Genomic DNA, 15993 nt, shown 5'->3' on the forward strand with positions numbered 1-15993 from the left:
GTCATGGTAATGGAATTGTAAATTTATGGAAAATGAAACGGCACAATACGTTAAGTAATTGAGAAAATTGTAGTCGTAACGGCAAGAAATGCTCCACATTTGAGAAAATAATGATTACCATTCCCATTTATAACAAGAGCGTAACGATGATTACGCTTAGCGAAGCATTGTGAAGCAGCAAAAATATCGGTTCATCAAAGGGAGTCGTCATGCATTTACGTCATCTGTTTTCATCGCGCCTGCGTGGTTCATTACTGTTAGGTTCATTGCTTGTTGCTTCATCATTCAGTACGCAGGCCGCAGAAGAAATGCTGCGTAAAGCGGTAGGTAAAGGTGCCTACGAAATGGCTTATAGCCAGCAAGAAAACGCGCTGTGGCTCGCCACTTCGCAAAGCCGCAAACTGGATAAAGGTGGCGTGGTTTATCGTCTTGATCCGGTCACTCTGGAAGTGACCCAGGCGATCCATAACGATCTCAAGCCGTTTGGTGCCACCATCAATAACACGACTCAGACGTTGTGGTTTGGTAACACCGTAAACAGCGCGGTCACGGCGATAGATGCCAAAACGGGCGAAGTGAAAGGCCGTCTGGTGCTGGATGATCGTAAGCGCACGGAAGAGGTGCGCCCGCTGCAACCGCGTGAGCTGGTAGCTGATGATGCCACGAACACCGTTTACATCAGTGGTATTGGTAAAGAGAGCGTGATTTGGGTCGTTGATGGCGAGAATATCAAACTGAAAACCGCCATCCAGAACACCGGTAAAATGAGTACCGGTCTGGCGCTGGATAGCAAAGGTAAACGTCTTTACACCACTAACGCTGACGGCGAATTGATTACCATCGACACCGCCGACAATAAAATCCTCAGCCGTAAAAAGCTGCTGGATGACGGCAAAGAGCACTTCTTTATCAACATTAGCCTTGATACCGCCAGGCAGCGTGCATTTATCACCGATTCTAAAGCCGCAGAAGTGTTAGTGGTCGATACCCGTAATGGCAATATTCTGGCGAAGGTTGCGGCACCGGAATCACTGGCTGTGCTGTTTAACCCAGCGCGTAATGAAGCCTACGTAACGCATCGTCAGGCAGGTAAAGTCAGTGTGATTGACGCGAAAAGCTATAAAGTGGTGAAAACGTTCGATACCCCGACTCATCCGAACAGCCTGGCGCTGTCTGCCGATGGCAAAACGCTGTATGTCAGTGTGAAACAAAAATCTACTAAACAGCAGGAAGCTACTCAGCCGGACGATGTGATTCGTATTGCGTTGTAATAGATATGGCGAGGGTGAAAACTGAGAGACTTGCCTGACTTTTATCACGCCGCATCCGGCACCCTCGTTTCTAATCTGAATTTGCCCGGCACATAGCCGGGCAATTTTGCAATTAACTCGCCGTCTCTGGCTTAAACACAATTTCCTGTTTTTCTTCATCTTCCTCGACGACTGGCGCAGTGCTGTGTATTTCTGCAACGCGTTTGCGTACACCAAACCAACCTACAACCAGCAGAATACCGATAATCGGCAGCGCAGCGATGGTATAAGTCCCGTTCGGGTAATCAAACGCCATCAGCACCAGGACGCTCAGTAAAAACAGTAATGTCAGCCACGACGTAAAGGGCGCACCTGGGAGTTTAAAACTGACATCCGCTGCTTTGCCTTCTTTAATCGCTTTACGTAGACGCATCTGGCAAACAATGATAAACGCCCATGAAGCGATGATTCCCAGCGACGCGAAATTCAACACAATTTCAAATACGCGCGACGGCACCAGATAGTTGAGGAATACGCCGACGACATACACAACTAGTGTCGCCAGAATCCCGGCATACGGCACATGCTGACGACTCATTTTCGCCATAAAACTCGGTGCGGAACCGCCCATCGCCATTGAGCGCAGAATACGTCCGGTGCAGTACAGACCTGAGTTCAGGCTGGAGAGGGCAGCGGTCAGCACCACAATGTTCATAATGCTGCCGATGTACGGCACACCCAGTTTAGAGAAAAACGTCACGAACGGACTTTGCCCCGCCTGATACGCGCTCCACGGTAATAACATAACCAGCAACACCACGGAGCCGACGTAAAACAGGCCAATACGCCAAATCACACTGTTAATGGCTTTAGGCACCATGGTCTGCGGATCTTTACATTCTCCGGCAGCTGTTCCAACCATTTCAATAGAGGCAAAAGCAAACACTACACCCTGAATCAACACCAAAGCAGGCAGTAAACCGTGGGGGAAGAAGCCGCCATTATCGGTAATTAAATGAAAGCCAGTGGTGTTGCCATCCAGCGGCTGACCGCTACCGAGGAACACTGTACCCACGACCAAAAAGGTCACGATGGCGAGCACTTTAATAAGCGCAAACCAGAACTCCATCTCCGCAAACCATTTCACACCAATCATATTCATGGTGCCAACGATGGTCAGCGCAGCGAGCGCAAAGACCCACTGCGGCACACCACCAAACGCGCCCCAGTAATGCATATACAGAGCGACGGCGGTGATATCGACAATCCCGGTCATCGCCCAGTTAATGAAGTACATCCAGCCTGCAACGTAAGCGGCTTTCTCTCCTAAAAACTCTCGGGCATAAGAAACAAAGCTGCCACTGGAAGGGCGATGTAACACCAGCTCACCCAATGCACGCAGAATAAAAAACGAAAACAAGCCACATATTAAATAAACCAGTGCCAGCGCAGGACCCGCCATTTGCAGTCGGGCTCCTGCACCTAAAAACAAGCCGGTGCCAATCGCGCCGCCGATGGCGATCATCTGTACCTGCCGATTGCCCATCGCTTTGTGATACCCCTCTTCGTGGGCATTAAGCCATCGGCGTTTCGCGGCGTGTTGATCTGAAGTGTCGGTGTCGTGTTTACTCATTGCTCTCCCTGATTGCTTTAATGAAAAAGTAATATAAGTTGCCGTGAACAATGTTTATTCATCCTGGCGATGACAAGATTCACCATTATTCTTTATGGGTATAACTGTCGGCGCAGAATCCTACCTTTTATCGTGTAACGATGCAAAATAATCCCGCTATAAATATGCGGGGATAAAGGCGGCCGGCAACAAAATAGCAACCTGATGAAATTATGACGGAAACAACCACTATTGGTTTGATGATACCCGACGGCAGTCCTACTCTTGCGCCACTCGTTCGTCGCTCTGAACGCCAGTGGTTGCAGTGGACACTGGCGTGGTTGGATCATTGAATAGTGAGGGGCTAGCACATGGCAGGTTTCAGGGGTAATACGCCAAATGCCGATACAATTGCTGATTAAATGAGCCAGTTGCCGACGTTACAGAAAAGGCTAAAAAATGTAAAAGGCATGTAGGGTGATAAACGCGCTATTGCCTGACAGGAGTTTCTGGAATTAGTCCTGTTCCATGGTCATTACAACGCTTAAAACATGACTTCAATATAATTAATGTGTATATCATTCTCGATATTAATTTATGAAGTGAATTTGATATATTCCGAATTCTTAATTTACATTACTAATGTATGGGGCATAACGTTAAGATTGCTATGTGCAGATTAAAATATCAGGGTGGGGCGGTAGCGTTTACAGATATTAATCAATTGATGGGAGTTATGATAACTGCGTAATCATTTGCATCGGTTATTGATATTGAAGATAGATTAATAAAAATGCTGAGAATTAAGGTTAAAAAATCATAACGGGAAACGTTGATAACTTGCTTTGATTTCATTTTCTATGAAGATGATGCCATCAATACTGCATAAAGTGGAAATGTTGAACATCAAAGAACGTTTGTGTTTTATCTGAAAGATATTATTTCCAGGGGAAAGGATATATCATTAAGGAGAATGACATCTGGTGAATTAACATTGGCCAGATCGATTTTTGAGAATACAATTGATTATAGCAAGGTATGGATCCACAATGAAAAATATTTGCCTGGTCAAGGGGAAAGAACAGCGATGACCCCAAACGGGGAAATGTATTATCCTGATGCTGTTTATAGTTCAGATTTTTCATCGCAAGCAATGCCTGGTGATCGTGAAACAGTTGCAGGTGCTTCTCACTTGTTTATTCATGAAACGATGCATGTTTGGCAATATCAGAAAGGGTATGCAGTTAAGTTGCGTGGTTTATTTTCCTGGGCGGCAAATTATCATTACGATCTTAATTTACAGTCAATTTCTTCTTATTCTATGGAACAACAAGCATCTATAGTTGCTGATTATTGGCTATTGATTAACTATGGATTGGTCGCTGATTTGGCAAATGTTAACTATGTAGGTGATACAACAGAATCAGTGAATACTCTATCGGAAAAATACAAGAAGGTGCTTAATTTATTTCCTGCTGGTGTCATATGAAGAGATTCTTTTTGTTATTCTTTTTATCGGGATGCACTGTTGGTGATTATGTTCGCCCATTGTTACCCGGTAATGTATATTTACAAGACGGGCGGGTTTGTTCAAAACCAGACGATGGGAATATTATTTCAAATTATATTTTATATGAAGGTAAATATGGCAATGCAATAAAATTGAAAAGAGTGACAGGTCAGTTCGATCCCGTATGTATTGACATAAGTGAGCTATCTTCAGATGTTATGTATATCGGGAAATATATGCTCTCTTCCGGAAGTACAAAGGAATATTATGGTTTTAGCATAATTAGAACCGGGGAACGTATTTTAAGACTTGATGATAATCATATCAAATAACAGGTTAAATAATTTTATTGGTTTTATTAATGTACTTTAGGTGAATGTTTCCACCAGGTTAACATGACGGTGCATTCTTCAAGGCATATATGGTTGATAGTATCTTCAGTAGCACGCATAAGTATTGAGATGTTTTATGCCAGCGACGAATATATTGCATATTTTATTCTCTGTAAGATTTCTTATTAGCACTTAGCCATTTCTAGTTAAAAGGATTAATTATGAGTTTTGCAGCTACAGATTATCCATCCGGCGCACTAACTGGATCGGGTACACATAACGTGACTTTGAGCGGCAGCGCAGTTCCTGATGGAATGTTACTGTTTGCAAGCTTAGGGGGTACAGAAACAGTAGGGGAACTATTTACTTATTCTATTAAATTAAAAACTCCTGACATCCTGAACCTGGGCTATGTTTCCCCCGCAGCCAACCTGCAGCTCAAACCGATGGTGGGCAAAGATCTGTGCGTCAATATCGAATTGGATGGCGGCGGAAAACGTTATATCAGCGGGCTGGTGACGGCGGCACGCGTGGCTGGTCATCAAGGACGTTCAGTGGTGTATGAACTGCGGATTGAACCGTGGTTAAAAATACTGACCCACACTAGTGACTACAAAGCGTTTCAAAATAAAAACGTGGTGGAGATCCTGGATGAGGTACTGGATGAGTACCCCTGGCCAGTGGAAAAACGACTGGTGGAAAATTATCCGACTCGCGCCTGGCAGGTGCAGTACGGTGAAACAGATTTCGATTTTATTCAGCGCCTGATGCAGGAGTGGGGTATCTACTGGTGGTTTGAGCACAACGAGAACAGTCACACGTTAGTGCTGGCTGATGCCATTAATGTCCACAAGGCGTGCGCAGATTCGCCACTGGTGTGTTATTACCAGAAAGGGCTGAAACTGGACAAGGAATTTATCCATACCATCACAGCAAATGAAAGCCTGCGCAGCGGACAGTGGGTACTAAATGATTTCGACTTTATGAAGCCGCGTTCACTGCTGAAGAGCACCGTGGCTAATCCGCGTGAAACTGGCCTTGCTGAATATGAGCACTACGAATGGCCGGGAGACTACTTCACAAAGAGTGAGGGTGAAATGCTGACACGCATTCGCATGGAAGAACAGCGTAGCCCCGGTAGTCGGGTACAGGGCAGCGGCAATATTCGTACCCTGATGACAGGTTTTACCTTCACCCTGGAAAACTATCCGACAGCCGAAGTGAACCGGGAATATCTGCTGGTTCAGACCACGCTATTTATACAGGACAATGCGCAACACAGCGGCCAGGAGCAGCATTTCTCTTACTCAACCAGCTTTGAACTGCATCCCACCAGCGAAGTTTACCGCCCGCAGCGAACCCTGAGCAAACCCCATACTAAAGGCCCGCAGAGCGCCATCGTCACCGGCCCGGCAGGGCAGGAAATCTGGACAGATAAATATGGCCGGGTGAAAGTTCAGTTTGGCTGGGATCGTTACGGTAAGAATGATGAAAACAGTTCCTGCTGGGTCCGTGTCAGTTATCCGTGGGCGGGTAAAGGATTCGGTGGCATTCAGATCCCGCGCATTGGTCAGGAAGTACTGGTGGATTTCAAAAACGGTGATCCGGATTTACCGATAATCGTTGGGCGTACCTACAATCAGGACACCATGCCACCGTGGGGACTACCGGGCGCAGCGACGCAAAGCGGGTTTTACAGCCACACTATCGGCGGCGGCCCGACCAATGCTAACGCCTTGCGTTTTGAGGATAAAACTGGCGGAGAAGAAATCTGGTTGCATGCCGAGAAAGATCAACGCATTGAAGTAAATAATAATGAAAGCCATTGGGTGGGCAATAATCGCCTTAAAGTCATTGATAAAACAGAAACTGCGATTATTGGTGAGAAACGTTCTCTAACAGTCCAGACGGATGATACCTCCCTTGCCGGACGAAATAAAACGATTCAGGCCGTACAGAATTTACGCCTTGCTGCGTGAGATTCCATTATTCTTAGCTGCGGAGAAACTATCCTGCAAATGACCAGTGACGGAATATTTAATATAACCTGTAAGAATTTTAATATTACCGCAACGGAAAATGGAAAGATAAATACACAATCAGGGCAGCTTGATTTAAATATTAATGACAGAGCGGCAGATATACCTCCGCCTGGAACATCGGAGAAAACAGCCCTTCAGTTGGCAATAGACGTCACCTTCATGACTAAAAAATAAATAAAAACCATCATTAAACAATTTATTAATTAACAAGGACTCATACCATTATGACGGAGTATTATCTCAATGAAACTGTTGTAACTTTCCCCGGGAATATTATTCAGGACAGTACGATTAATATGCTGCGTCTCAGCGATCCCGACGCTGCACTCATTATCAGCCGGGGCCAGATGCAGGAAGGAGACGAATTAGCCTCCCAGATTGAACAGCAAATGAAAAAACTGGAGAAACAGGTAAAGGATCTTCACTACACGCCCGTTCAGGTAACACGGGTAGGGATTAATGACGGTGAAGAAGGGCTGGAAATACAGAGTCAGTTTCTCCGGGGTAACGAGCAGGTGTACCAATGTCAGGTGGCATTTGTGTTGCCGGGTGAGCGGGTCATGATGGCCTTCACCTACGCCAGAACCACACCGCTGACCCCGGCAGATATGACGCGCTGGGCTGAAATTAAAAAGAATCTGCGCTTCAGGATACGGCAGGAAGCCGGGACGAATTAATCACACAGGGAACGGGACATGGAAGAGGCATTCTGGGCAGCAAGGCAGGGTGATGCCCTGCTGCATACGTCGTTTATGGCAGATGTGCTGGGGGCAGTTGTAGAGGTTGCCGCCACAGCCCTGGTGGATGTTCTGGTTGTCGGAACCATGGCGGCGCTGGGCGGAGTTGAAGTGGCAACGCTGGGCTGCTCAACCATTTTAGCGATCGGTATAGCAACAGCGGTATTTATGTCGTATCAGGGCTGGAATGACCGAATCAGTAGGGAAAGTGAGCAACTGGCGAACTGGCTTTTCCCGCCTCAGATTGAAGGTTACATCCTCACCGGCTCTGGCGACACATGGATCAACAGCAAACCTGCCGCGCGGGCCGCGGCGACTGCGGCATCGCGGCAGGACATTGAGGTGCAGGAGGCGCAGGCGAAGGCGGAACAGGAAGAAGCGCAGCGTCAGGAGGATGCCAGAACGTTCCTGGATGTGGCCGGGGAATATCTGGAAATGGCGGGGGCCATAGCCCTGGCGGTTAACCCGGTGACAGGGCCTGTGCTGATGTCCCGGGCGCTGCACGACCAGCTCAGTACGGAAGAAGGGCGTTCTGAAATGGTGGATGGCGTGACACATTTTGTGTCGGAACTATGGCAGCCCACCGTGGCCAGTGCGGCCCCGGGCTCCACCCCGACCCCTGACGATAAAATCGACTGCCATAAACATCCCTCCTCACTGACGCAGTTTCTCGCACAAAAAAAAGCCGCCTTTCTGGATGACCCCCTGGGAACGGCCCTTAACCTGTTGAGTCCGGGCGGTATGCTGGAAACCGCCTTTCAGGGAGTGAATGCGGTTATTGGCAGCATCAGTAATCTGTTCAAAGGCGATGATGAACCGCCCGCAGCGGAATATATCGCGGAAGGCGCGCGGGATGTGCGTATCAACAGCCAGCCGGCGGCCCGCAGCGGGGCACGCTGTACCTGCGAGGCCAGGGTGGTGAATGAGCCGGGGAACGGGGCGTTTGTGTCACCGGATGTCCGCATTGGCGGTCCGTTACTGGTGGTCAGGGATATCAGAAGCGGCAGGTCGCAGATAACCCTGGTGGCAACCGTGGCGCTGATGTTTCTTCGCCCGGGCAAAATGCTTTCTAAAATCGCCTGTTTTGCTGCCAGTGTCGGGATGGGGGTGATGACGCAGAAGGCCATCAGTGCCCTTCCGCATCCGGTCAATGCCGCCACCGGAGCCAAATATCTGGCGGATGACGATGACTTCGATTTCAGTCTGCCGGGCCACTTTCCGCTGGACTGGCAGCGCGTGTACAGCAGTCGTGACGACCGCACGGAAGGGATGTTCGGGCAGGGCTGGAGCGTGATGTATGAAGTCAGCCTCGAGCGCACGCCGGGTACTGCTGACGAAAACTGTATGACCTTTGTGTCGGGCATGGGACGACGCCTGGATATGGAGGCCGTGCTGCCGGGGAGCGGGTTTTACAGCCCCGGCGAAGGACTGGCAGTACGGCGGGGTGAGCAGGGGCACTGGCTTATCAGCAGCGATGACGGGCAGTTTTTTCTGTTTGAAGCCGACCCGCATCACCCGCAGCGCCAGCGGCTGAAAATGCTGGGCGACCGCAACAGCAACTGTCTGAATCTGTACTACGACGAGCTGGGGCGCATCACGCAAATCAGCGGTGAACAGCAGCGTCCGTGCATTCGTCTGCATTATGAACTGGCGGCGCATCCCCGGCGGGTGACACAGATTTATCAGCATTTCCCTGAGACGGCTCCTTTACTGCTGCGTCGTTACCGCTATGACGAGGCCGGCGACCTGAACGGCGTGTACGACAGCACGGGGCACCTGCTGCGTGAGTTTGCTTACGACGAAAACCACTGCATGACCCTGCACCGCCAGCCGGGCGGCGAAGGGTATTATTACCAGTGGGGCTGGTATGAAGGCCCGGATGACGCAGCGTGGCGGGTGACGGGGCACCACACGGACAGCGGTGAACAGTACCGGCTGGCGTGGAGCCTGGCGGCACGCAGGCTGTGCGTGACGGACGGGCTGGGGCGCACGCGTTATCATCAGTGGGATGCGCAGAACCAGGTGACGGCGTACCAGGACGAAGCCGGGCAGGTGACGACGTTCCGCTGGAGCGACGAAGAACGGCTGTTACTGGGAATGAGCGATGCGCAGGGCGGCAAATGGCGCTATGTGTATGACCGGCAGGGGCATATCACGGAGACGCACGACCCGCTGGGGCGGGTGGCACAGACACAGTGGCACCCGGTGTGGCACCAGCCGGAAACGGAGGTGGACGTGGCGGGGAACAGCTGGTGCTGTGAGTACGATGAACGCGGCAATCTTCTTGCGGTGACCGACCCGCTGCAGCAGAACACCCGGTATCAGTATGACCGCCACGGCCAGGTGGTGCAGATAACCGATGCCCGTGGGGGGAATAAATACCTTCAGTGGAACGAAGACGGGCAGCTCATGCGGCACACGGACTGTTCCGGCTCGCAGACGGCCTGGTTCTACGACGAACGCACGCGGCTTATCAGAATGACAGACGCGCAGAGCCACAGCACGCGCTACGGGTATGACGACAGCGGTCATCTGACGGAGGTGATACTGGCGGACGGCCGCACGGTGAATTACCAGTCGGACGCGGCGGGCAGGCTGGTGAAGTACACCAGCCCGATGGGGAGGATAACGCGCTGGCAGCGGGACGGGCAGGGCCGGGTGCGCAGCCGGACAGACGCGACGGGGCGCAGGACGGCGTTCGGGTACGATGCTTACGGGCGTCTGGTCACGCTCACGAACGAGAACGGAGAAAGCTACCGGTTCCGCCATGATGTGCTGGACCGTCTGGCGGAGCAGATAAATCCGGACGGCTGCCGCCAGGCGTACCGTTACAACGCGCTGAACGCGGTCACGGAAGTGGTGTTCACCGGGGACCGGGGCGGTGAAATCCGTCACCGGCTGGCGCGCGATGCGGCGGGCCGGCTCACGGCAAAGGAGACAGCCGATAACCGTACGGAATACGTCCATGATGCGGCAGACCAGCTACTGGAAATCCGCCGCCAGCGGCACGAAACTGACGCGCCGGAAGTTATCCGCTTCAGTTACGACAGACTGGGGCGGATGCTGACCGAGGAGACGGCGCAGGGCGTCCTGACCCATCAGTACGATGAACTGGGCAACCGGACAGCCACCACCTTTCCGGACGGCAGAACGCAGCGCCATCTGTACTACGGCAGCGGCCATCTCCAGCAGATAAATCTGGACCGGGAGGTCATCAGCGAGTTCACACGTGACGCCCTGCACCGGGAGGTGCTCAGAAGTCAGGGGCGACTGAGCACGCGGCAGCTTTACGACCCCGCCGGGCGGCTGAAGCGCAGGGAGACATACAGCGGGATGCGCGGGGTGGTACCGGAGACGTTCACGGACCGGCAGTACAGCTACAGCGGCGAGGATGAACTGCTGAAGACGCGGCACAGCCGGCGGGGGGAAACGGATTACTTCTACGACCCCACGGGGCGCATCACGGCGTGCCGCTCGGAGGATGAGGGGTATCTGGCGAGCTGGCAGTACGACGCGGCGGGAAACCTGCTGGGGAGGCGTGCGGGGGAAAGGGCCACGGCAGAAAACAGCGTTGTGCCGTTCAACCGGCTGATGTCTTACCGTGGTGTGCACTACCGTTACGACGAATTTGGCCGGACGGTGGAAAAGCAGGGCCGGAGCGGAGCGCAGAGTTACCGTTATGATGCGGAACACCGGATGGTGGAAGTGACGACAGCGCGGGGAACGTACCGGTATGTGTACGATGCGCTGGGGAGGCGGACGGAAAAACAGCACATCAGCCCTGACGGTAAACCGTATAACCGGACGACATTTTTATGGGACGGAATGCGGCTGGCGCAGGAGAGCAGGCCGGAGGGAACAGGCAGCCTGTATATCTACAGTGACCAGGGGAGTTATGAACCGCTGGCGCGGGTGGATAAGGCGGGCAAAGAGGGACCGAACCGGATACTGTATTTTCACACGGATGTGAACGGTGCGCCGGAAGAGATGACGGACAGTGACGGGAAAATCGTGTGGGAGACGGGGTATCAGGTCTGGGGTAACACGATACAGGAGAAGGACCACGGCGGGGTGGAGCAGAACCTGCGCTACCAGGGACAGTACCTCGACAGGGAAACAGGGCTGCATTACAATCTGCACAGGTACTATGATCCGGATGTCGGGCGGTTCATGGTAACGGACCCGATAGGGCTGAGAGGCGGGTTAAACTTATATCAGTATGCACCTAATCCACTGTCATGGATCGACCCACTTGGATTGTGTCCTAAATCTGACTTCAAATGGGGAAATCCAAAAAGTAAGCCTACATACGGTCACACCTTTTCTGAACACGGACAGAAAATGAAACCAAATCAGTTAATTGATCGTGCCAGAAATAAAGGTCATCAAGTTGGACAATATCTCGATGATAATTCTGCTGCTGATTTTATTGCTTCTGTTGCCAAAAAAGGACCAGGTGTGCATGATGTGCCATTGCCTACAAATATAAAAAGTCGAGGTTATTTACCTGATGGGACAGAGGTAGTTCCAGATATGGCAAGGGTTGTTGTAAAACCCGACGGTTCTGTACGTACATCGTTCCCATTCAATTCATCACACGACAACTAAAATAATGAAGGATATATATGAATGAAATAGATAAAATCTGTAGTGAACTTGGTGTGCCAGTGAGTGATAAGTTTACACAAGATTGGGCTTATGAACTGCCTGAAAAATATCGAACTAAAGAGTGGTTAAGTAAATATATTGCTGCATATTTAAATAATGGCTACTCACAAAAAGGGAAGGATGAATTAATGACTTTAGCCCTTGATGTCTGTAATGATTTATTATCTTCTGGAGTACCTCCTTCAGATAAAGTTATTGTAAAAGCACTCAACACTCTGCTTGATAATTATAAAAATCATATAGATCTTATTAATTACTGGGCCTTGGATGGCGAATCTTTAGAAGACAGTTTTGCATTAACTCCTGAAATAAGGGAATTAAAAAAAAAGATTGATTTAGGATTATAATATTATTAAGTTATCAAAAGCCGGGTAAGAAATTAAATCTTCCCGGCTTTTTATTATTTAACTCTCGTTCAGCACACTAAACATCCCGTTCCGCATCCCCTTAACAGACTGTTTAACCTGATAAAGTTCCCTGCGCAGTTCCCGTACTTCGTTGTTATCTGCAAGCAGGATCAGGCAGCCTTCCGAGATCTTGACGGTAACGCCCGTACCGATCTCAAATCCCGCTTCTCTCAGCCATTTGGCGATGATCTTGATCACCGGTGTGTCGCTGCGGTTGGGCAGATAACCCACGGTACAGCGGCGATGTGTTTTGGAAATAATATTTTTGTATTTAACCTGCTGATTAGATAGTAAAATAAACTTCGTGTAGATAGTTTATCTTTATCAGGGTGTGGCGGTAGCGTATGAACTATGACGTAATGGTTTTAGTGATTTATATACGAAACTGACAGTACGATCCGGACTTCGATTAGATTGCGTGATTTGACCCGATAGGGCTGAGAGGCGGGTTAAACTTATATCAGTATGCACCGAATCCGTTAAGTTGGATCGATCCTCTCGGACTTAATAATTGTGGTATCGCTGGCTCTGTTAAGTGGAAAAGCTTTAACCCGAACAAAAACCCTGTAACAGGTCAAACTGGATTACAATATCACTATGCAAAACATGGACACGAGTTTGGTAATATTACGCAAAATCAGTATATGGCAAAAGCTAAAGAATTTGCTTCAAAACCTTTAACCGAATCAATGCAAGAAGCAAAGGTAGGCAATTTTGTAATCAGACATGATAAAAGTACTGGTGAAATATTTGTAGGGCATATGGGGAAAAGAGAAATGAGGACTTATTATATAGATGATGGACGAAGTAAGACTCCATTTCAGGATGCAATTGACTTAGCTGGAGAAAAATAATGTATATAGAATTTCTTCATGCTGAGGTTATCAATTTTCTTTCCTCTTATTCATTATTTACTTTAAGTTCAGGCGACAGAGTTACTTTTTTGTATGAGAATGGACTAATAGACACTCCTGAATCATCCTTATCTAATAAGCAAATTTTTAATAACGATATTATTGATGCTTATAAATTATCTCCATTAGTAAGAAATAAGTATCTAGAAAATAAGGTTAAGGAAGTTACTGGGAATGAAATAAAAATCATCGATCATTCTGACAGCGAAATTAGTGGGGTTCATTGTGTCGCTTGTAGGTTTATTGTTTTTGAGAAATATGAAGACTCTGTTTTTGAAATATGTCCCGTCTGTGGTTGGCAATCTGACTCATTGAATGAGGATGGCTACAGTAAATTAAATGGTATTGATTTAAAGACCTTTAGAAATTCTTCTTTATATAAAGATAATGTTTCAAAATATATGGATGTGTATATTAGGGTTTAGTTATTTGTATTACCGGGAAGGGAATTGAACCTTCCCGGCTTTTTTATTATTTAACCCTTGTTCAGCACACTAAACATCTAGGGAAAGATCACGGTGTGCCGTAGGCACAAAGATGCAAAACGGGACGTTTTGCATGTAATAAGCATAAGCTTGTGAAGAGATGGTGGCAGGCCCACCGGGATCTGCTGTCGGAAGTCGGTCCCAAACAACCCCGGCTGCTGTGGTAAAGAGCCATGGTAGTGAGCGCAGGGGGAACGATCAGACGAGATCTGATCCTATGTGAGATACAGTGAGATGAGTAAACCCGAACCTGTGTTGAAACGTCGTTAGTCCTAAGTGACATCAAAACCGGAGGTTTCGTGATACCGCCGGGATTAATTTACGGGTGAATTCCGAATGCTGCGTGAATGGTGTCCGGTGTATAGCAGGCATGACGCTGTATCAGGCTCTTTGCAGGAACTACGGGAACCGGTCGTCGCAATGTCAAGAGAGAAATACAAATAACCGAAATTATGAGTATGAGAGTATCGATGTGCGAAACCGGGGCAGAGCTGTTCGTAGTAGTGAGGAAGCGTTTGTAATGAACGTGGAGCGAAGGGACAGCGTCGGGCAGTCTGCATCACAGCCCAACTGTAGGCAGGAGGAGGCTGTGTGTGAACAGACAAAACCGTTTCAGGTCAGTAAATTGCATGTGGTGGAAGCGTACCGGCGGATAAAGGCGAATGCCGGAGCTGCCGGAGTGGATAACCAGACGCTGAAAGATTTTGAGCGGGATCTGAAAGGAAATCTGTACAAAATCTGGAACAGGTTATCGTCGGGAAGCTGGATGCCGCCGCCAGTGCGTGCGGTGGAAATTCCGAAGAAGGATGGCAGCAAAAGACTTTTAGGAATACCGACAGTAAGCGATCGAATAGCGCAGATGACGGTGCTGGTAACGTTTGAACCATTAGTGGAGCGTTATTTCCTGAATGATTCATACGGATACCGGCATGGAAAATCAGCACTGGATGCAATAGCAGTCACCAGAAAACGTTGCTGGCAATACGACTGGTGTCTTGAGTTTGATATTAAAGGGTTATTCGATAATATCCCCCACGATTTATTACTCAGGGCAGTAGATAAACATTGTGCGGATAAATGGGTAAGACTGTATATTCGCCGGTGGCTGACAGCGCCGGTGCAGATGCCTGATGGAACACTGAAGGAAAGAAATAAAGGTACGCCACAGGGTGGAGTCATCAGCCCGGTACTGGCGAATTTATTTCTGCACTATGTGTTTGATAAATGGCTGACGTTACATTATCCGGAAATTCCCTGGTGCCGTTATGCAGATGATGGATTAATTCATTGTGGCAGTAAACAACAGTCAGAGGAAATACTGAATAAGCTGGCAAAACGTTTTCAGGAATGTGGACTGGAATTACATCCGGAGAAAACGAAAATAGTTTACTGCAAAGACAGCGAACGACAGGCGAACCATGAAACAGTGCAGTTTGATTTTCTGGGGTATACGTTCAGAGCGCGAAGAGCACGTAACCACCGGCGGGGAAACCTCTTTACGAGTTTCAGCCCGGCAGCGAGTAACCGTGCGCAGAAAGGCATGATTGGAAAACTCAGGAAACTGTGGATCAGACGCAGGGTGGAGATGAGTCTCGAAGATATTGCGAAGTGACTGAATCCGATAATATCGGGGTGGCTGAATTATTACGCGAGATACCACAAATCAGCGATGAAGAAAGTATGCAGATATATTAATCTGACGCTGATTGCGTGGGCGAGAAAGAAATATAAAACCCTGCGGTATAGAAAGACGAAGGCGTGTCAGCTAATGGAAAGGCTGTCAAAAGAGAAGCCAGAGTTGTTTGCCCACTGGAAAGCAGGACCAGGAAGCTCGTTTGCCTGACGGGAGCCGTATGAAGCGAGAGTTTCACGTACGGTTCTGCGAGAGGCTGTCGGGGAGGTTCCGGTGGCCTACTCACTTAACGCTGCTTTTTTGTACTAAATAATTCGCATTTTATGTTCAATTATTGAGATGTTTTTTATTACCTGAAGCTGTTTTTTATTGCTTATACATGATCAAATACTCCTTACATAAT

The 15993-nt window shown here is 48.8% G+C and carries 11 protein-coding genes and 3 pseudogenes; 12 read left to right on the forward strand and 2 right to left on the reverse strand.

The window, feature by feature from the left end:
• Window positions 1–209: 209 nt before the first annotated feature.
• The gene (gene yncE / locus HEN33_RS03005) at window positions 210–1271 is read left to right on the forward strand and encodes a 7-bladed beta-propeller protein YncE (RefSeq protein ID WP_000550675.1); all 1062 of its coding nucleotides are present in this window, start codon (window positions 210–212) and stop codon (window positions 1269–1271) included.
• Between the two features lie 112 nt (window positions 1272–1383).
• On the opposite strand, the gene ansP is transcribed toward yncE, so the two are convergent.
• Window positions 1384–2883, reverse strand: coding sequence for an L-asparagine permease (gene ansP, locus HEN33_RS03010; protein ID WP_089663153.1), 1500 nt, complete (start codon window positions 2881–2883; stop codon window positions 1384–1386).
• A gap of 212 nt (window positions 2884–3095) precedes the next feature.
• Between ansP and HEN33_RS03015 the strand changes: the two genes are divergently transcribed.
• The 7 genes and pseudogenes from HEN33_RS03015 (at window position 3096) to HEN33_RS03045 (ending at window position 12498) form a co-directional block, all read left to right on the forward strand.
• Window positions 3096–3215 carry a glutathione S-transferase gene (locus HEN33_RS03015; RefSeq protein ID WP_072000954.1) on the forward strand — a complete coding sequence of 40 codons (120 nt, stop codon included), beginning with the start codon at window positions 3096–3098 and terminating at the stop codon, window positions 3213–3215.
• A 605-nt stretch (window positions 3216–3820) separates the two neighbouring features.
• Entirely contained in the window at window positions 3821–4351 is a 531-nt protein-coding gene (locus HEN33_RS03020; protein WP_032303072.1) for a hypothetical protein, read from the forward strand.
• Window positions 4348–4704: a hypothetical protein gene (locus HEN33_RS03025; protein WP_176263202.1), complete on the forward strand. Its 357-nt coding sequence runs from the start codon at window positions 4348–4350 to the stop codon at window positions 4702–4704. The genes HEN33_RS03020 and HEN33_RS03025 overlap by 4 nt, the downstream gene beginning before the upstream one ends.
• Before the next feature lie 221 nt (window positions 4705–4925).
• Window positions 4926–6920 (forward strand): annotated as a pseudogene (locus HEN33_RS03030) (type VI secretion system Vgr family protein).
• Between the two features lie 50 nt (window positions 6921–6970).
• Window positions 6971–7423, forward strand: coding sequence for a DcrB-related protein (locus HEN33_RS03035; protein ID WP_103253622.1), 453 nt, complete (start codon window positions 6971–6973; stop codon window positions 7421–7423).
• Between the two features lie 18 nt (window positions 7424–7441).
• On the forward strand, window positions 7442–12091 hold the full coding sequence (locus HEN33_RS03040) for an RHS repeat-associated core domain-containing protein (RefSeq protein WP_242460278.1): 4650 nt from the start codon (window positions 7442–7444) through the stop codon (window positions 12089–12091).
• 17 nt (window positions 12092–12108) lie between these two features.
• The gene (locus HEN33_RS03045) at window positions 12109–12498 is read left to right on the forward strand and encodes a hypothetical protein (protein WP_183083414.1); all 390 of its coding nucleotides are present in this window, start codon (window positions 12109–12111) and stop codon (window positions 12496–12498) included.
• Between the two features lie 57 nt (window positions 12499–12555).
• On the opposite strand, the gene HEN33_RS03050 is transcribed toward HEN33_RS03045, so the two are convergent.
• Complete coding sequence (locus HEN33_RS03050; protein ID WP_176263203.1) at window positions 12556–12789, reverse strand: SymE family type I addiction module toxin; 234 nt, start codon at window positions 12787–12789, stop codon at window positions 12556–12558.
• A gap of 194 nt (window positions 12790–12983) precedes the next feature.
• Between HEN33_RS03050 and HEN33_RS27065 the strand changes: the two are divergent.
• The 4 genes and pseudogenes from HEN33_RS27065 to ltrA all read left to right on the forward strand — a co-directional run.
• Window positions 12984–13074: pseudogene (locus tag HEN33_RS27065) on the forward strand (RHS repeat-associated core domain-containing protein); the annotation flags it as partial.
• Window positions 13075–13202: 128 nt separating this feature from the next.
• Window positions 13203–13412: a hypothetical protein gene (locus HEN33_RS03055; protein ID WP_167852372.1), complete on the forward strand. Its 210-nt coding sequence runs from the start codon at window positions 13203–13205 to the stop codon at window positions 13410–13412.
• A complete protein-coding gene (locus HEN33_RS03060; protein WP_183083415.1) occupies window positions 13412–13897 on the forward strand; it encodes a CPCC family cysteine-rich protein in 486 nt (161 codons plus the stop codon). The genes HEN33_RS03055 and HEN33_RS03060 overlap by 1 nt, the downstream gene beginning before the upstream one ends.
• A gap of 580 nt (window positions 13898–14477) precedes the next feature.
• Window positions 14478–15800 (forward strand): annotated as a pseudogene (gene ltrA / locus HEN33_RS03065) (group II intron reverse transcriptase/maturase).
• Window positions 15801–15993 lie beyond the last annotated feature (193 nt).

Source organism: Escherichia sp. 94.0001 (assembly GCF_013369155.2).
Lineage (GTDB): Bacteria > Pseudomonadota > Gammaproteobacteria > Enterobacterales > Enterobacteriaceae > Escherichia > Escherichia coli_F.